General features: G+C 67.1%; 13 protein-coding genes and 1 pseudogene. 5 read left to right on the forward strand and 9 right to left on the reverse strand.

The window, feature by feature from the left end; genetic code table 11:
• Positions 1-50 precede the first annotated feature (50 nt).
• The 8 genes from IEZ15_RS01960 to IEZ15_RS01995 all read right to left on the reverse strand — a co-directional run bounded on the left by IEZ15_RS01960 (position 51) and on the right by IEZ15_RS01995 (position 11,949).
• Positions 51-1,202 (reverse strand): ABC transporter ATP-binding protein, encoded by a 1,152-nt coding sequence (locus tag IEZ15_RS01960; protein WP_189273619.1) that lies wholly within the window; start codon positions 1,200-1,202, stop codon positions 51-53.
• Positions 1,195-2,253 carry an ABC transporter ATP-binding protein gene (locus tag IEZ15_RS01965; protein WP_114246452.1) on the reverse strand — a complete coding sequence of 353 codons (1,059 nt, stop codon included), beginning with the start codon at positions 2,251-2,253 and terminating at the stop codon, positions 1,195-1,197. Before IEZ15_RS01965 ends, IEZ15_RS01960 begins: the two co-directional genes overlap by 8 nt.
• Positions 2,254-2,267: 14 nt before the next feature.
• The gene (locus IEZ15_RS01970; protein ID WP_189273620.1) at positions 2,268-3,233 is read right to left on the reverse strand and encodes an ABC transporter permease; all 966 of its coding nucleotides are present in this window, start codon (positions 3,231-3,233) and stop codon (positions 2,268-2,270) included.
• The gene (locus IEZ15_RS01975) at positions 3,226-4,152 is read right to left on the reverse strand and encodes an ABC transporter permease (RefSeq protein WP_189273621.1); all 927 of its coding nucleotides are present in this window, start codon (positions 4,150-4,152) and stop codon (positions 3,226-3,228) included. Before IEZ15_RS01975 ends, IEZ15_RS01970 begins: the two co-directional genes overlap by 8 nt.
• Before the next feature lie 142 nt (positions 4,153-4,294).
• The gene (locus IEZ15_RS01980; protein WP_189273623.1) at positions 4,295-5,938 is read right to left on the reverse strand and encodes a peptide ABC transporter substrate-binding protein; all 1,644 of its coding nucleotides are present in this window, start codon (positions 5,936-5,938) and stop codon (positions 4,295-4,297) included.
• 455 nt (positions 5,939-6,393) lie between these two features.
• Positions 6,394-6,978: a hypothetical protein gene (locus tag IEZ15_RS01985; RefSeq protein ID WP_189273625.1), complete on the reverse strand. Its 585-nt coding sequence runs from the start codon at positions 6,976-6,978 to the stop codon at positions 6,394-6,396.
• 307 nt (positions 6,979-7,285) lie between these two features.
• On the reverse strand, positions 7,286-9,157 hold the full coding sequence (gene typA, locus IEZ15_RS01990; RefSeq protein ID WP_114246447.1) for a translational GTPase TypA: 1,872 nt from the start codon (positions 9,155-9,157) through the stop codon (positions 7,286-7,288).
• Positions 9,158-9,558: 401 nt separating this feature from the next.
• On the reverse strand, positions 9,559-11,949 hold the full coding sequence (locus tag IEZ15_RS01995) for an ABC transporter family substrate-binding protein (protein ID WP_189273628.1): 2,391 nt from the start codon (positions 11,947-11,949) through the stop codon (positions 9,559-9,561).
• Between the two features lie 350 nt (positions 11,950-12,299).
• Here IEZ15_RS01995 and IEZ15_RS02000 point away from each other — a divergent pair.
• Both IEZ15_RS02000 and IEZ15_RS02005 read left to right on the forward strand, forming a co-directional pair.
• Positions 12,300-12,516: pseudogene (locus IEZ15_RS02000) on the forward strand (succinate dehydrogenase/fumarate reductase iron-sulfur subunit); the annotation flags it as partial.
• Positions 12,517-12,807: 291 nt separating this feature from the next.
• Entirely contained in the window at positions 12,808-13,863 is a 1,056-nt protein-coding gene (locus IEZ15_RS02005; RefSeq protein ID WP_189273630.1) for a LacI family DNA-binding transcriptional regulator, read from the forward strand.
• A 96-nt stretch (positions 13,864-13,959) separates the two neighbouring features.
• On the opposite strand, the gene IEZ15_RS02010 is transcribed toward IEZ15_RS02005, so the two are convergent.
• Entirely contained in the window at positions 13,960-14,949 is a 990-nt protein-coding gene (locus tag IEZ15_RS02010) for an acetylxylan esterase (RefSeq protein ID WP_189273632.1), read from the reverse strand.
• A gap of 253 nt (positions 14,950-15,202) precedes the next feature.
• On the opposite strand from IEZ15_RS02010, the gene IEZ15_RS02015 reads away from it, so the two are divergent.
• Genes IEZ15_RS02015 through IEZ15_RS02025 form a run of 3 tightly spaced genes read left to right on the forward strand, consistent with a single transcriptional unit; the run spans position 15,203 to position 18,356 of the window.
• A complete protein-coding gene (locus IEZ15_RS02015) occupies positions 15,203-16,453 on the forward strand; it encodes a sugar ABC transporter substrate-binding protein (protein WP_189273634.1) in 1,251 nt (416 codons plus the stop codon).
• Between the two features lie 5 nt (positions 16,454-16,458).
• Positions 16,459-17,451: a carbohydrate ABC transporter permease gene (locus tag IEZ15_RS02020; RefSeq protein WP_189273636.1), complete on the forward strand. Its 993-nt coding sequence runs from the start codon at positions 16,459-16,461 to the stop codon at positions 17,449-17,451.
• Positions 17,448-18,356 carry a carbohydrate ABC transporter permease gene (locus IEZ15_RS02025; RefSeq protein WP_114246442.1) on the forward strand — a complete coding sequence of 303 codons (909 nt, stop codon included), beginning with the start codon at positions 17,448-17,450 and terminating at the stop codon, positions 18,354-18,356. Before IEZ15_RS02020 ends, IEZ15_RS02025 begins: the two co-directional genes overlap by 4 nt.
• Positions 18,357-18,371 lie beyond the last annotated feature (15 nt).

Raw genomic sequence — 18,371 nt, forward strand, 5'->3', positions numbered from 1 at the left:
AGCGCCCGGAACCGATCGGTTCCGGGCGCTTCCGCGTCGTTCGGGCCGTACTACGAAGCCGCGCCGACGATGTCCTTCTCCTCGGCGAAGTGGCACGCCGATTCGTGCGCGGCCGGGGAGTCCACGGACTTGAAGCGCTCGGGGATCGCCAGCAGCGGCGTCTCCGTGGCGCACTTGTCCTGGGCCTTCCAGCACCGCGTACGGAAGCGGCAGCCCGACGGCGGGTTCGCCGGCGACGGGACGTCACCGGTGAGGATGATCCGCTCGCCGCGCTCGCGGGCCTCCGGGTCCGGGACCGGGACCGCCGACAGCAGCGCCTGGGTGTAGGGGTGCGTCGGGTGGTCGTAGATCTCCGAGTCCGTGCCGATCTCGGCCATCTTGCCGAGGTACATCACGCCGACCCGGTCGGAGATGTGCCGGACGATGGACAGGTCGTGCGCGATGAAGAGGTAGGAGAGGTTGAACTCGTCCTGGAGCTTCTCCATCAGGTTGATGACCTGCGCCTGCACCGACACGTCGAGCGCGGAGACCGGCTCGTCGCAGATGATGATCTCCGGGTTGAGCGCGAGGCCGCGGGCGATGCCGATGCGCTGGCGCTGACCGCCGGAGAACTGGTGCGGATAGCGGTTGATGTACTCCGGGTTGAGACCGACGACGTCCAGCAGCTCCTGGACCTTGCGGCGCCGGTCCCCCTTCGGGGCCACCTCCGGATGGATGTCGAAGGGCTCGCCGATGATGTCGCCGACCGTCATGCGCGGGTTCAGCGACGTGTACGGGTCCTGGAACACCATCTGGATGTTGCGGCGCACGGCCTTCAGGGCACGCCCGGACAGCCGGGTGATGTCCTGGCCCTTGTAGAAGACCTCGCCGGACGTGGCCGTCTCCAGCGTCATCAGCAGCCGCGCGACCGTGGACTTGCCACAGCCCGACTCGCCGACGATGCCGAGCGTCTCGCCCTGGTAGAGGTCGAAGGAGACCCCGTCCACGGCCTTGACAGCGCCGATCTGGCGCTTGAAGAGGATGCCCTGGCTCAGCGGGAAGTGCTTGACCAGATTGCGCACCTGAAGGATCGGCTCACCGCGTTCCACCGGGGCCTCGATCGCCGCGACCGCCGCCGTCTCGTCGGCGGCCTCGACCTCCACGACGTCGGTGACGTTCGGGGTGCTGTCCAACGATCCGTCGTTCTTGTCGAGCTCAGCCATGGATCGTCTCCTTCCAGAAGTGGCAGGCGCTGCCGCGGCCGGGCAGCTCGCTGCCGTCCTGCTCGGAGACCGGCACCAGAGCCGGAATCTCCGTGCGGCAGATGTCCTCCGCCTTGGGGCACCTCGGGTTGAAGGCGCAGCCGGACGGAATCTTGAGCAGGTTGGGCGGCAGGCCCTTGATCGCGTAGAGCTCCTGGCCCTTCTGGTCAAGGCGCGGGATCGAGTCGAGCAGACCGCGGGTGTACGGGTGCGCGGGCCGCTTGTAGAGCTCGTGCACCGGGGCCGTCTCAACGATCCGGCCCGCGTACATGACCGCGATCTTGTCCGCGACGTCGGCGACGACGCCGAGGTCGTGGGTGATCAGGATCAGGCCCATGTTGAACTCGGTCTGCAGCTCCTTGAGCAGGTCCATGACCTGGGCCTGGACCGTCACGTCGAGCGCGGTGGTCGGCTCGTCCGCGATGATCAGGTCCGGCTCCAGGGCCAGCGCCATGGCGATCATGATGCGCTGGCGCATACCGCCGGAGAACTGGTGCGGGTAGTCGTTGACCCGCTGCTTGGCAGCGGGGATCTTGACCCGCTCCATCAGCTCGATGGCCTTGGCCTTCGCCTGCTTCTTGGAGAGTCCCTGGTGGACACGGAACATCTCGCCGAGCTGGTAGCCGACCGAGAGCACGGGGTTGAGCGAGGAGAGCGCGTCCTGGAAGATCATCGCGATCTTCTGGCCGCGGATCTTCCGCCGCTCCTCGTAGCTCATGGTGAGCATGTCCTGGCCGCGGTACAGGATCTGGCCCTGCGGAATCTTGCCGGGCGGCATGTCGAGAATGCCCATGATCGCCTGAGCGGTCACGGACTTGCCGGAACCGGACTCGCCGAGCACGGCCAGGGTCTCGCCCGAGTCGACGCTGTAGTTCACACCGTTGACGGCCTTGGCGACACCGTCACGCGTGTGGAACTCCACGTGCAGGTCGCGCACTTCGAGGAGCGGGCTGTCGTCCGACCCCCCGGCACGGGGCGCCGGGATGTCTGCTGTCTTGTCCATGATGGTCACGTCGTACGCCCTCCTCAGCGCAGCTTCGGGTCGAGTGCGTCGCGCACCGCGTCGCCGAGCATGATGAACGCGAAGACCGTGAGGCTGAGCATTCCTGCCGGGAACAGCAGCACATGCACGTTGTTACGGATCTCTTCGCTGCCCGAGGCAATGTCGATGCCCCACGAGATGGTCGGGTCGGCGAGACCCAGGCCCAGGTAGGACAGCGTCGCCTCGGCCGAGATGAAGCCACCGAGGGCGATGGTGGCGACCACGATGGTCGGCGCGAGGGCGTTGGGCAGGACATGACGGAACAGCATCCGGCCGGTCCCCGCGCCGAGAGCGCGCGCCGCCGTCACATAGTCCGCCTGCTTCGCGGTGATCACCGAAGCACGCATCACACGGCAGATCGAGGTCCAGCCCAGGAAGGCGAGGGCCGCGATCACGACGTACACCTTGCGCTCGGCAAAGGCGTTCAGGACGACCATCGTGCCGAGCAGGAAGGGCAGACCGAAGAAGATGTCCGTGACGCGGGAGATGATCGCGTCGAGCCAGCCGCCGAAGTATCCGGAGAGCAGACCCAACAGACCGCCGACGATGGTGATCGCCACGGTGACACCGACGCCGACGAGGATCGAGGCACGGGTTCCGTAGATCACCCGGGCGTAGATCGAGCGGCCCTGAACGTCGTAGCCGAACCAGTCCGCCTGGAAGAAGTGCCCCAACTCGGGCTTCTGCAGGTAGTGGTTGGTAAGGTCGCCGGCCCGCGGGTCGGCGCCGGTGAACAGGCCGGGGAAGGCCGCGATCACCAGCAGCAGGGCCAGCAGGCTCGCCGATATCCAGAACATGGGGCGGTGACGCAGGTCGAACCAGGCGTCACCCCACAGACCACGGGGCTTGCCGGTGGATTCCGCGACGGGGTTGGCCGGCGTCTCGTCGACCGTCACGGCCACGTCCACTCCGGCATCCTTGATGCTCTGATCCTTGGTCATGTCAGGCATACCGGATCCTCGGGTCCAGGACCGCGTACAGCAGGTCGACAATCAGGTTGATCACGAGAATGATCAGTACGAATACGGTGACGACACCGACGATGGTGGAACCTTCACGCTGCTGCAGCGCCCGGTAGAGCAGGTTGCCGACACCCTGGACATTGAAGATGCCCTCGGTGACGACCGCGCCGCCGATGAAGCCGCCGACGTCCGTACCGAGGAACGTGACCACCGGGATCAGCGAGTTGCGCAGCAGGTGCACACCGACGATGCGGCGCCGCGGCAGCCCCTTCGCGAGCGCCGTGCGCATGTAGTCCGCGCGCAGGTTCTCGGCGAAGGTCGTACGCGTCAGTCGGGCGACGTACGCCATGGAGAGCATGGCCAGGACGAAGCCCGGCAGGAACAACTGCGTGATGTCCATCGAGTCTTCGACGTTTGGCGCGACCCAATGCAGTGTGTCCGCGAAAATGAACCGGGCCACGTAGCCGAGGATGAACACGGGGATCGAGATGACGACCAGCGTGAAGATCAGCACGCCGGTGTCCGGTGCCTTGCCCGCCTTGAGTCCGGCCCACGCGCCGAGGCTGAGACCGACGACCATCTCGATGGCCATCGCAACGATCGTGAGACGGATCGTGACAGGGAAGGCCCTCGACATCTCGTCCCAGACGGGACGGCCGCCGAAGGTCTCGCCGAAGTCCAGCTGGAACAGGTCCTTCATGTAGTTGATGTACTGCATGGGAAGGGACTGGTCCAGCCCGAACTTGTGACGCAGCGCCTCGACCTGTGCGGGGTCGGCCGCCTTGTCACCCCACATCGCCCGGATGGGATCACCGGGAAGGATGTGGACCATAAGGAAAATCAACAGAGTAGTCCCGATGAACACCGGGATCATCTGGAGCAGTCGCCTAGCGACGTAACGCCCCATCATGCCTCCATGCCGTGAGGGGTCGGCGATGGCCTACACATGGTCTCCACCGCGGGGTTGTGGGGAGATTGCCGGGCCAACGCCTGCAAGCCGGTGCCGCCATCCGTTCCGGAGGGCGGCACCGGCCGGCAGGTCCCGAAACTTACTTCTTCGACTTCACCTGAACGTCGGTGAAGATGGGGTCGCCGTCCTGGCCGTAAACGATCTTTCCGAATACGTTCTTGGACTGCCCCGAGTTGACCTTGTAGAACCAGAGCGGGATCGACGGCATGTCCTTCGCCAGGAGCTGCTCGGCCTCCTGGTACATCTTCACGGTCTCGTCAAGGGTCTTCGCCTTGTCGGCCTTGGAGGCCAGCTCGTCGAACGCCTTGTTGGAGTAGCCACTGGTGTTACCGGCGGCCGTCGTGCCGTACAGGTCGCGCATGAAGTTCGAGTTGACCGGGTAGTCGAGCACCCAGCCACCGCGGTACATGGACTTGACCTTCTTGCCGTCACGGGCGTTCAGGTCGGTCGCGAAGTCCGGCTTGGAGTCGCCGACACACTCGACGCCGGTGGCCTGGCGGATGCTGTTGCAGACCGCGTCGACCCACGCCTTGTGCGGCTGGTCCGCGTTGAACTGGATCGAGATCTTGTCGCCCGGGACGCCACCACCCTCCTTGATGAGGGCCTTGGCCTTGGCCGGGTCGTACTTCACGATGTCGCCGAGGGCGCCGGGCTTGTAGCCGAGCACACCACGGGCGACGTACGAGTCGGCCGGGGTACGGGTGCCGTTGAGGACGGTCTTGGTGATCGTGTCACGGTCGATCGCCATCGACAGGCCCTGGATGACCTTGGGGTTGATGTTCTTGAACTGCTTCGTGTAGAACGCCGGGACGATCGACTGGACCGCGGAGTACTCCTGGTCGATCGCTCGGTCACCGAGGTCCTGCTTGTAGTTCTTCAGCGCGGTCACGGGGACCTGCTCGATCCAGTCGAGCTGGTCCGAGCGCAGGGCCGAGTAGGCGGCCTCGGCGGTGGTGTAGTTCTTGAAGTCGATGCCACCGTTCTTGGCCTTGTTCGGGCCCTGGTAACCGTCGAACTTCCGAACCTTGATCATCTTGTTGTGGTCCCACGAGACGAACTTGTAGGGACCGTTGCCGATCGGCTTCTGGCCGGCGGCCTTCGGGTCCTTGAAGAAGGACTCGGGCAGCGGCGACCAGACGTCGTAGCCCAGCTTGTACGCGAAGTACGAGACCGAACCGGTCAGGGAAATCGTGAAGGAGTTCTCGTCAACGACCTTCAGACCTTCCATCTCGGTCTTCTTCGGGTCACCCTTGTCCGGGTGGACATCGCTGTAACCCTTGATGTCCTGGAACCAGCTGGAGTTGGTCTGGTTGTTCTTGACGTTGGCCGACCAGTTCCAGGAGTCCACGTAGGACTTGGCGGTGACCGGGGTGCCGTCGTGGAACTTCCAGCCCGGCTTGAGCTTGACGGTCCACACGGACGAGTCCGCGTTGGGCGTCACGGACTCGGCGTTGACGTACGTGAGCTTGCCGGTGCCGGGCTCGTAGTCCACCAGGCCGGCGAAGATGGCGCGCAGGACACGGCTGCCCTGGCTCTCCTTGGCGTTCGCCGGCTGCAGCGGGTTCTGCGGCTCGCTGAGCTGGGCGGTCAGGATCCCGTTCGGGTCCGCCTTGCCCGAGTTCATGTCCTTGCCGCTGTCACTGTCGCCACCACCACAGGCGGTCGCAGCCAGGGCGATGATTGCCGCTCCCGCGACCCACTTGGCGCTCTTGGCACCACGCATGGGTTTCCTCCTCATGAGTCCACTTTTGACTACAAGAAGGGCACTGGAGTTGATACACCGACACCCCTGACGGCGATCGTTTCAGTGCCCCTAGTGTGCTCGTGAGTCGGCACTCCCCACAGTGCGTGACCCATTGACCCGAGCTCAGTGGAGCCAACTATTGAGTACGAGCGGGCCGTAAACCACACTTAAAGGGTCTCGGTTTGACAACATCGACAGGGCCTGGTTGACCGAAATCCGGACAAAGCGAGCCCAGACAGACACGCCCGAAACGGACCGTTAACACATGTTCCGGAGAGCAACGTCCGATAACCGGACGCACAGCTCGCGAAAACGGGTTGCGTGCCCGCGGGCTCAACACCCCGGCAACGCTTCGCGGTCAGGGCGCGAAAAGTGCCCCCCGACCCGCGCAAGCGGACCGGCGGGGCATGTGCACAGACTACTGGGCCACCGAGTCAGCAGTACTCCTTCTTCACGACCGCGGCCAACGACGACTTGGGCGGCTTCGTACCGCAGCGCACTCCGCCCTCGGTGGGCGTCGTCCAGCTCTGCGCCTTGCCGTACCGGCCGGTCTTGATCCACTTCGTGCCACGGTCGCAGCGGTACTGCGTGTAGTAGCCCTTGGCCTTCTTCGTGCCGGAGTAATAGATGTAAGTGTCATACTTCGTCATGTTGTAGGTGACGGACTCGGACTTCTTGTTCGTCACCTTCCCCTCGGCCTTGAGCTCCAGACCGATGGACCCCTCGAGGCCGGCGAGGACGACCTTCCCGCCGATCTTTCCCCCGGCCGTCGCGGTCACCGACGCCTTGACTTCGGCGATCTTGTCGACCTTGAACGTCTTCTTCGCCGGGTCGGTCGTGAAGTGCTCGACCCGCCTCTTGTGCGTCACGACCCAGGGCTTGCTCTTCGTGGACCACACCAGCTTGGTCCGCCCCGGGCTGCACATCGGGTCGCCGCCCGATGAGGCCGCCACCGCCGGCGTCGTCAATACGGCCGACATCACCGCCCCCGCGAGCACAATCGCCACAGTCTTCCGCATCAGAATCCTTTGCTCTGGCGAACTGGGTGAGTTCGCTTTGCGATCCTCGCCTCACCGATCGGTGCGACAGCGGCGATTTTGTCGCCCAAAAAGGCTGCCATGCCTGCGCCTTGAGGAACTGTTGAGGTTTCTGCGACGACTCATGCACGCAACACAATCGGAGAATTTGCTTCCGCTAGCATTTCCAATCGCACATGCCTCGTAATTCGTGCAGCGCGTCAGGGGCAGGGGGAAACGGCCGAAAGGCCCGGCTCCCCGCAGAGTTGCGGGGAGCCGGGCCTCTCGGCGGCTGTGCTCGGATCAGGGATCAGCGCTTGGCGCGCGAAGCGGCGCGGCCGCGCTCCTTCTGGTCCAGGACGACCTTGCGGATACGGACGGTCTGCGGGGTCACCTCGATGCACTCGTCCTCGCGGCAGAACTCCAGGGACTGCTCCAGGGAGAGCTTGCGGGCCGGGACCACGTTCTCCGTGGTGTCCGCGGAAGCCGCACGCATGTTGGTGAGCTTCTTCTCCTTGGTGATGTTCACGTCCATGTCGTCGGCGCGGGAGTTCTCGCCGACGATCATGCCCTCGTAGACCTCGGTGCCGGCCTCGGTGAAGATGACACCGCGCTCCTGGAGGTTGACCATGGCGAACGGCGTCACGGAACCCGCGCGGTCCGCGACCAGCGAGCCGTTGTGACGGGTGCGCAGCTCGCCGAACCACGGCTCGTGGCCCTCGAAGATGGAGTGCGCGATGCCCGTACCGCGGGTCTGCGTCAGGAACTCCGTACGGAAGCCGATGAGGCCGCGGGACGGGACGATCCACTCCATGCGGACCCAGCCCGAACCATGGTTCGTCATCGTCTCCATGCGGCCCTTGCGGGTCGCCATCAGCTGGGTGATCGCACCGAGGTGCTCCTCGGGGGAGTCGATCGTCATGCGCTCGATCGGCTCGTGCGTCTTGCCGTCGACCTGCTTGGTGACGACCTCCGGCTTGCCGACCGTGAGCTCGAAGCCCTCACGGCGCATCTGCTCGACGAGGATGGCCAGCGCGAGCTCACCACGGCCCTGGACCTCCCAGGCGTCGGGGCGCTCGGTGTCCAGGACGCGGAGCGAGACGTTACCGATCAGCTCGCGGTCGAGGCGGTCCTTCACCTGGCGGGCGGTGACCTTGTGGCCCTTGCCGCCCTTGCCGACGAGCGGCGAGGTGTTGGTACCGATGGTCATCGAGATGGCCGGCTCGTCGACCGTGATCAGCGGCAGCGCGATCGGGTTCTCGGGGTCGGCCAGGGTCTCGCCGATCATGATGTCCGGGATACCGGCGATGGCGCAGATGTCGCCCGGGCCGGCCTTCTCGGCCGGCTTGCGGGTGAGCGCCTCGGTCATCAGCAGCTCGGTGATGCGGACGTTGGACATCGTGCCGTCGCGCTTGATCCAGGTGACGGTCTGGCCCTTGCGCAGCTCACCCTGCTCGACGCGGCAGAGCGCGATACGGCCGAGGAAGTTGTCGGCGTCCAGGTTGGTGACGTGGGCCTGCAGCGGGGCCTCGTCGTCGTACTCCGGGGCCGGGACGTGCGACAGGATCGTGGAGAAGAACGGCTCCAGGTTCTCGCTGTCCTGCGGGACGGTGCCGTCCTCCGGCTTGGTCAGCGAGGCGACGCCGTCACGGGCGCAGGCGTAGACGATCGGGAACTCGATCTGGTCCTCGTCCGCGTCCAGGTCCAGGAACAGGTCGTACGTCTCGTCGACGACCTCGGCGATCCGGGAGTCGGGACGGTCCGTCTTGTTGATGCAGAGGATGACCGGCATCTTCGCGGCGAGCGCCTTGCGCAGCACGAAGCGGGTCTGCGGGAGCGGGCCCTCGGAGGCATCGACGAGCAGCACGACCGCGTCCACCATCGACAGACCGCGCTCGACCTCGCCGCCGAAGTCGGCGTGGCCGGGGGTGTCGATGATGTTGATCGTGATCGGGTCCCCGCCGTCCTTGGGGTGATACTTCACCGCCGTGTTCTTGGCGAGGATCGTGATGCCCTTCTCACGCTCCAGGTCGTTCGAGTCCATCATGCGTTCGTCGAGGTTCTCGGCGGCGTGCGCGGCGAAGGCGCCGGCCTGCCTGAGCATGGCGTCGACCAGGGTGGTCTTGCCGTGGTCGACGTGGGCGACGATGGCTACGTTACGGATGTCGTGGCGCGTGGGCATGGGTGGCTTGCGCTTCTCTCGGATCGTGGGATCAGGCGTCTCAGTCGCTCTCGGGTCCTCGTACGCCCGCCGGGCGGACGCGCCACGGCTACCCCCCATGGTACGGGGCTGGCGCGTCCCGGGCTTCCCGGACCGATCCGCGAGACCGGTCTTAAGGCACTCTTCAACCGATATTCGGCCGGTATTACCTCACTACCGGGGGTGTGCCAGGTGGGTGCGCGTGGCAGGAGGGGGATGCGGAGGGATCCGTGGGGGGATCCGTGGGGGCTCCGCAAGGTCCCGTGGGGGGCATGTGGGGGGGCGAGCGGCTCGGGTCCGGTCGGGACACGAGCTTGCCCGCCGGGACCCCGGCGGGCAAGGAACTTGAGCCAGTTCTGAGCTTCTGGAGCCGTTCTGACCTGCTACTTCTTCTTGTTCGCCGGAGCCCCGGCGGGCTGCGGCTTCTTGAAGCCGATGTCCTGGTAGTGGGGTGCGCCGAAGCCGAAGGCGCCGACGTTCACCAGCTTTCTGTCGGTCGCCACGAGCTGTGGACGCTGATAAAGCGGAATCGACCCCGCGGCGGCCCAGATCCGGGCGTCCGCCTGTTCCATCAGATCCCGGGCGGTCCCCTCGTCGAGTTCGGAGACCGCCTGCTCGAAGAGCTGGTCGATGTGGTCCGTACCGACGCGGGTGTAGTTCTGCTCGACCAGCAGGGAGCCGTCGGTGGCCGGCACCGGCTTGGCGAAGATCGGACGGTCGTCGGTCGCCGGGTAGGCGGTGGCGGGCCAGGAGTACAGGGCCAGGTCGTAGTCGCCGGAAGCGATGTGGTCCTGGAAGTAGCTGTCGTCGGAGACCTTGGTGATGGCCGTACCGATGCCGATCGAATCGAGCATCGCCGCGATCTTGTCCCCGACGGCACGCAGCGGCTCCGACCCCGGACCGGCCGGCAGGACGAAGCGCAGGCTCAGCGCCTTGCCGTCCTTGCCGAGCGGGCCGCGGCGCGCGTCGGGGGCCTGGGCGGGGGCCGCGGTGCCCGCCGGTGCGTACGCACCGGCGGCGCCGCCCGGCCGCTGGTCCTGGGCGGCGACCTCGGAGGGGACGTCCTCGGTGGTGCCGGTCTCGGCCAGGTATCCGGCCTGGCGCAGCAGAGCGGCACTGTGGAACGCGGCGGCGGGGGCGGGGGCGAGGACCTGAGGGGCGTTGCCGACTCCGTCGCTGTCGCCGGGCTTGTCGTCGCCGCCGACGACGGCCTGTACATCGTCGGCGGCGTGCTCGCGCTCAGGAGCGGCGTTGTCGGCCTTGCCGTCGCCGCTGCCGGTCTTGCCGGGCTTCTCGGACGAGGCCGCCTTGTCGTCCTTCCCGGCGGTGGTGTCCTCCTTCTTCGCACCCTTCTTCTCGACCTCGCTGCCGGCCTTGGCACCGCCCGGTTTCTTGACCGCGCCCTCCCGCGTCCAGCCCGCGTCGGCCAGCAGCGCCTGCGCCTCCTCGGTGTCCTGGCCGCCCAGTGCGCCGCTGTTGTCCTTGTACGCCGGCTGTCCGGCCAGGGCCAGGTGGCTGCCGAGCGGCGTGGCGGGCAGGCCGAGCGGTTTGAGTACGGTGTCGACGAGTTCCTGGCGGTTCAGGGCCCGGGCGACCGCCCTGCGTACCCGGTCGTCGGCGAGCGGCCCGGACTCGCCGTTCAGCGCGAGCTGGGTGTAGGCGGGCTCCAGCGACTTGCGGACCGCATACGCGCGCAGCTTGCCCTGCTCGGCGGCGTACGCCTCGGCGGCTGCCCGGTTCCTCTCCCTGGCCGCCTGGGCGGCCGCCGCCGCCGTTTCGTCCGAGCCGTGTGCCTCGGCCCAGGAGCGCAGTGCGGCGGCCGGGCCGGTCCCGGAACCGGAACCGGGGCCCTGGGCGAGCGGCTGTCCGTTGCCGCCCTTGTCGTCGGCCGCCTGCACGATCCGGTGCGCCGCCGCGGCGTCGATGTCCGCGACGTCGACCTTCCCCTCGGTCAGGGCCTCGGTGCGGTCCTGCGGCTCGACGGCCCGGAAGACCAGCGAGTCGAGCTTGGCCCGATCGCCCCACCAGCGTGGATTGCGGACCAGGGTGACCTCGCCCTTCACCATGTCCACGCCGCCCAGCCGAAACGGTCCTGCAGTGGCCTTGAGCGTGGTCCGCGCGCCGTCGTTGAAGGCGTCCGGGGAGCCGGTCGCCTCCTTCGGGTACAGCGGCGAGAAGAGCGAGCGCCAGTCCGCGTACGGCTTGGCGAACGTGACCCGGACCTCCTGGTCGTCGGCGCCGCGCTCGATCTTCTCGATCCGCTCGTAGCCGGCGTTGCGGGCGGTCCAGAACGCCGAGTCCTTGCCGCTCAGCGCCCGCCACTGGGCCACGAAGTCGGACGCCCCGATGTCCCGGCCGTCGCTCCAGACCGCCTGCGGGTTGATCCGGTAGAGCACCACCTGCCTGGGCTCGCGCTCGACCACCTTCGCGGACTCCAGATAGTCCGGATCGAGCTGCGGCCTGCCCTTGGCGTCCAGCGGGAAGAGCGTCGGCAGCAGGGCGCCCGCGATGCGGGTGGTGGAGCTGTTCGCGTCGGCCTGGAAGACGTTGAGAGTGGTGGGCACGGCGTCGATCGCCCAGTTGACCGTGCCCCCTGCGGCGACCGCATTCCGGGCCGCGACCGCGATGTCCTGGGGAGCGGCGGCCCCGGTGGAGCCGCCGCCGTCGTCAGAGCTGCAGCCGGCCAGCACGGGGAGCGTCAGCACACCCGTCGTGAGGAGCGCGAGCGAACGGCGCTTTCGGGCCGTCCCCCTCGGGACGCCGACGTGGGACATGGCTGATACCTCCGGGGCCGGCCCGGCCCACCCACACACGGATGGGCCGAATTGTGCGTTTCTGGTGGCATATGCAGTTGATCACACTGGTTCCGTCCGTCCACTGAAAGCGCCCTCGCGCGAGAGGCGGCGCAGACACGGCGTCAGTACCCCCGAACCTCACCCGCGCGGCGGAACACCCCGCGAGACCGGGAAGGCCTGCACGCTTCACAACCGGGGCGTGACGCGCGACGCTCTCAGGCGCATGAACATGACCACCCGCGACCGCGGAAGTGAGAGCAAGTCATGTCACTGCACGGAGAATTGACGGCGGTTCAGCACCGCCTCGACGACCTGGTCCGCACCGTCGGACGGCTGGAGTGGTGCGCGACCGCGAGGAGAAGCAAGACGGCGTTCGCCGGACCGCGCTTCCTGATGCGGATCGCCGAGCTGGACATGCACCCCCTGGATGCCGCCGCCGAGTCGGGACTCGACCGGAAGGCTACGACCCGGGAGGAGCACGGGCTCGGCTACTGCAACATCACGAAGTGCCTTACGGAGGTGCGCTCCGAACACATCAAGATCACCAAACAATGCGCGGAATCGAAGCCGGCGCCGGTTCAGAACAGCCCGACAAGTCTGACCGCCGGTGATCGAAACTTGCCTCAATCATGGCCATGACCTGAAAGTTTGGGTGATCATCACCAGCAGAGCCCGCCGACGAGCGATCGCACGTGCACTCTCTGCGGGGCCACCCCGCAGCAGGCCACCTTGCCCGTCCTCTTATCCGCGATCTAGGGTGAATGCGCTTTCATAAGAGGGTCGGCAGCTGCAACAGCAGGTGCTTCGGTACGGAAGAAGAAGCGGACGGTCGGTCGAGTGAGCGCCCCAACGGTGTACGACGTCGCCGAGCGGTCGGGCGTCTCCATTGCCACGGTCTCGCGGGTCTACCGCACCCCCGATTCGGTACGTGCCCAGACCCGCGAGCGGGTCCTCGAAGCCGCCCGCCAGCTCGGTTACGTACCCAGCGGGAACGCCCGGGGCCTGGCCAGCCGGACCACCGGCGTGCTCGGTCTCTGCTTCCCCGACTACGCCGACGCCGACGCCGAGGCCGACGCGGAGGCGGACAGCGACGCCGACGACGCGGTGATGCTCTACTCCGACCAGATCATCCGCGGCATGGAGCGGGCGGCGCGCCGGCACGGTTACGCGCTGTTGATCGCCGCCTCGCTGGAGGGCGGCCCCGAGAGCCTCGTCGCGAAGGTCGCGGGACGGGTCGACGGCTTCGCGGTTCTGGCACAGACCGTGCCGACCGAGGACCTCGAAGTGATTTCGCGCCGACTGCCGGTGGTGATGCTCGCCGGACCGCGCGAGATCGACCATCTCGACCACATCGTCGTCGCGAACGCGGACGGGGAGCGCGAACTGGCCCGCCATCTGATCGAGGACCACGGGCTGCGCAGGCTCGCCTTCGTCGGGGGCGAGGCCGAATCCCCGGACGCCGAAGCGCGCTTCCTCGGCTTCCAGGAGGCCTGCCGCGACGCCGGGCTGCCGGTGCCGGACGAGCCGGACCTGCGGGCCGAGATGATGACGCAGGCCGAGGGCGCGCGGGCCGCGGAGGCACTGCTCGACCGGGAGACCGAATGGCCACAGGGCGTGCTGTTCGCCAATGACCAGATGGCGGTGGGCGCACTGCGCGCGCTGGAGCGGCGCGGGGTGCGGGTGCCCGAGGACATCGCGGTGACCGGCTTCGACGGGATTCCGCTGAGCCGGATCGTACGGCCGCCGCTGACGACCGTACGCCAGCCGATCCGCCAACTCGGCGAACAGGCCGTCGAGTTGCTGGTGCAGCGCCTGGGCAACAGCGGGCGCGAACCGGTATCGCTCATGCTCCCGGTATCCCTGATCCGCCGCGCGAGCTGCGGTTGCGGCTGACGGGGACGCCACCGCCGAGTCCGGGCGGATCAAGCCCGTCCGGCGATTGAGGACGAAGCACCCGCCGGGCACCGTCGGCCACCACCCCGCCCCACGTCACCGCCCCAGCCGCGCCCCGAAGAACCCCCGCCGAGCGGCCCGCAGCTCCGCCACCTCCGCCGCCAGCCCCTCGTAATCGAAGTGCCCCGCGCTCAGCACCCGCAGCTCGCGCTCACCGGCCGACGCGTTGTGCACGGCGAACTGCCCCGGCGGCGGCACCGAGGGATCGAAGAGCGCCGCAGCCACCAGCGTGGGCAGCTCCAGCCGCGTCGCGGCCGTGGCGGCGTCGAAGTACCGCAGCACCTCGGTGACCTCGGGGTGCTCCCGGTGGTAGCTCCGCACCGCCTCCCCGCTGCCCACACACGGCAGCGTGAGCCGCAACGGATGGTTGCCGAAGGTGGGCACGGTCAGCTGCGCGGCCCCGAACCGGTCGTCCCAGGGCAGAGCCAGCGCACCGAGCCCACCACCGAAGCTCTCTCCGAGGTATCCGAGCCGCGGGCCGCCCTCCCCGGGCGCCAGTTCCGGCACCAGCTCGTGCAGCGCCGACGCTGCGCACCACAGGTCCGCCACGCAGTCGCCGATGACATAGCTGTCGCGCGACTCGATGCCGTGCAGCACATGGCCGTCGGCCGCGTCCGGGATGCCCGGATGCAGGCCACGCGCTCCCATGCCCCGTACGCAGGGCAGGATGGCCGCCGCCCGGGGCAACGGCAGCGGCACGTCGGGGCCCGGCTCCTGCCGGCCTCCGTAACCGTGCCCGACGACGAATCCGTACTCCGCGCTCCCGTCGGCGGGCAGCGCGACCCAGCCCCCGAGCCGCACCCCGCCCACCGACGTGAACGTCACGCCGTGAATCCGTACACCGTCGCGCTCGTCCTCCAGCGGGCCGATCTCCGGCTCCGTGGCGACCTTGCGGGCTGCCTCGTACCGGGCTCGCCAGAAGGCGTCGAAGTCGTCCGGGGCGGCGGGAGCGGGGATGAGCAGCAGGTCGTCGAGCGTGTGCCCGTAAGCCGGATCGAAGGGGAAGTCATGTTCGAACGGAGCCATGATCACGACAATATCGCCCCCGCCCATGCCGGTGCAGACCATCGAGCACGCGGATCAACGCCGCGAAATAGGTCACATCGTTCCCAATTTCACAAACGTCACGCTTACCGTGCCAAGTTGAACATTCAGATGTCCAGCACGTTGCACGAGTGTGACCTAGCACCCTCTTGCGGATTCCTGAATCTCTGTCGCAGAGTGATGTATGCGCTTACAGGCAGCGCATACATTCGGATTGCTCGAGGAGGAGCCCTCCATGCCCCGCACCGCCAGAAACGCCTCGATCGGTATCGCAGTCGCAGCCGCGCTCACTTTCGGTCTCACCGCGTGCGGCAGTTCCGGTGGCGACGACGTCGCCGCGGACAAGAAGCAGACGCTCACCGTCTGGGCCATGGGGGCCGAGGGCGAGAAGCTCGCAGATGTGGCCAAGGTCTACGAGAAGGCCAACCCGAACATCAACGTGAAGGTGACCCCGGTCGGCTGGGACGTCGCCCACCAGAAGCTGGTCTCCGCGGCCGCCGCCGGCACCCTGCCGGACGTGGCGCAGATGGGCGGCACCTACATGGGCGAGTTCGCCGAGCTCGGCGTTCTGGAGCCGGTCGACACCAAGACGTTCAACGAGAAGGACTTCTTCCCGTCCGGCTGGAAGCAGGGCGAGGTGGACGGTCAGGCGTACGGCGTGCCGTGGTACGTCGACACCCGCGTCCTCTACTACCGCACCGACCTGGCCGAGAAGGCCGGCATCACCAAGGCTCCGACCAACTGGAAGGAGATGCAGGACCTCGCCTCGGCCTACCAGAAGAAGGCCGGAACCAAGTGGGGCCTGTCCATCCAGCCCAGTGGCCTGGACACGGTGCAGAACTTCTACTCCTTCCTGTACTCGGCCGGCGGCGAGATCGTCAACGACAAGGGCGAGGCCGTCATCGACAGCCCCGAGGCCGTCAAGGCGCTCAAGGAGTACGGCTCGTACTTCGACAAGGGGCTCTCCAACAAGTCCGTGCAGCCCGGCTACGACGTGGTGAAGGACTTCGGCAACGGCCGCGTCCCGATGTTCTTCGGCGGCCCCTGGCACGTCACCCTGCTGAACGAGGGCCAGCCGCAGATCAAGGGCAAGTGGGCGGTCGCCAATGTGCCCGCCGACAAGTCCTCCGTCTCCATGGCCGGCGGTTCCTCCCTGGTGATCTCCAAGGACAGTGAGCACAAGGCGGCCGCCACGGAATTCATCAAGTACCTGACCGACACCAAGGGCCAGGCCGACTGGTACAAGCGCACCAAGGACCTGCCGGCCAACACCTCGGCCTGGACCTCCGGCGACCTCGCCGACGACGCCGACCTCCAGGTCTTCAAGAAGCAGATGGACACCGCCAAGTCGTCCCCGTCGCTGTCCAACTGGACGGAGATCACCGACAAGGTCGACCAGGCCATCGCCAAGGTCACCCAGGGCAAGGCGTCCGCCGAGGACGCGCTCAAGACGGCTCAGTCCGAAATCGAAGGCCTCGTGAAGTAGGAGTCATGCGCACCATGACCTCAAAGGCCGCGCAGTCGGCCAAGGTGCAGGCCGGGCCGGGGGCTTCCGAGTCCCCGGCCACCGGGCCCGCGGGTCGCCGGGGTGGCAAGAAGTCCTCGATGGGCGTGCAGAACCTGGCCGGCTGGCTGTTCTCCACTCCCTTCCTCGTCCTCTTCCTCGTCTTCATGGCGCTCCCGATCCTCGCGACGCTGGTGATGAGCTTCACCGACTTCGGGCTGCGCAATGTCACGCACCCGATGGACGCGAACTTCATCGGCTTCGAGAACTACGTCAATCTGTTCAGCGACGAAAAGTTCCTCAAGTCGCTGTTCAACACGGCGTACTTCGTGGTGATCGGTGTCCCCCTGACGATCTTCCTCGGGCTGGTCGTCGCCGTACTGCTGAACAACGGCATCGACCGGGCGCGGACCTTCTTCCGCGTCGGCTTCTACGCTCCGGTGGTCACGACCATCGTCGCGGTCGCCGTGGTCTGGCGGTTCGTGCTCGACCCGAGCGACGGGCTCGTCGCGGGGCTCTTCTCCGAAGTGGGCCTCACCTCGCCCGACTTCCTGGGCTCCGAGACGCTCGCCATGCCCTCGATGATCGCGATGGCGGTCTGGCGCAACCTCGGCACGGTCATGGTGCTCTTCATCGCCGGCCTGCAGGCCATTCCCACCGAGGTACGGGAGGCCGCGCGGCTGGACGGTGCCAGTGTCTGGCAGGAGTTCAAGGGCATCACCGTGCCCCTGCTGCGGCCGACGCTGCTCTACGCCACGGTGATCACGACCATCGGCTACCTCAATGTCTTCGAGGAGCCGTTCGTGATGACCCAGGGCGGTCCCTCGGACTCCACGCTCACGGTCTCGCTGAACATGTACCGCGAGGGCTTCAACTTCTTCCACATGGGCTATGCGAGTGCCATGGCGTATGTCCTCTTCGTAGTGATCATGGGCATCACGGTGCTGCAGCTCCGACTGCTGAAGGACAACACGAAATGAGCGCCACCAGTGCACCGGGCGCCGTCTCGACGGCGCCGTCGAAGAAGCCCGGGGACATGCAGCCGTCCCGGCCGAAGAAGGCCCGCAATCTGAAGCGCCCCCTCGTCTACGTCCTGCTCTCGGTCGGCCTGCTGATCATGTCGGCGCCGTTCCTGTGGATGGCCCTCTCCGCGTTCAAGACGCCGCAGGAGCTGACCGCGAGCCCGCCGGTGTGGATCCCGACCGAGTGGACCCTGGAGAACTTCCGGGACCTGCTCGACAAGCTCGATCTGCCGCTGTACTTCATGAACTCGTTGATCGTGGCGGTGCTGGTCACCGTCTCGAACCTGGTGTTCTGCTCGATGCTCGGGTACGCCCTGGCCAAGCTGAACTTCGCCGGGCGCAACAAGATCTTCGGCCTGGTTCTCGGCGCCCTGATGGTGCCCGGCAACCTGATGCTGCTGCCGCTCTTCGTGCTGATGAGCAAGCTGCACCTGATCGACTCGTACGCCGGTCTGGTGCTGCCGTTCGCCGCCGGGGCCTTCGGTGTCTTCCTGATGCGGCAGTTCATGCAGTCGATCCCGGACGAGCTGCTGGAAGCGGCCCGGATGGACGGCGCCGGTGAGTGGTACATCTTCTGGCGGATCGTGATGCCGCTGGTGAAGCCCGCCCTGGCGACGCTTTCGATCTTCACGTTCCTGGGCTCCTGGAACAACTTCGTCTGGCCGCTCATCGCGACCAACGACCCCGACAAGTACACGCTTCCGGTCGCCCTGGCCACCTTCGCCACCGACCCCAACAAGGCGGGCGGGTCCAACGGCATGCTGATGGCCGGGTCCTTCCTGATCGTCCTGCCGGTCCTGGTCGTCTTCATCGCGCTCCAGCGGCACTTCACCCAGGGCATCGCGACCGCCGGCATGAAGTAGCCGTCCCCCTGGGCA

Origin of the sequence: Streptomyces atratus (assembly GCF_014648655.1) — a bacterium.
Classification (GTDB): domain Bacteria; phylum Actinomycetota; class Actinomycetes; order Streptomycetales; family Streptomycetaceae; genus Streptomyces; species Streptomyces atratus.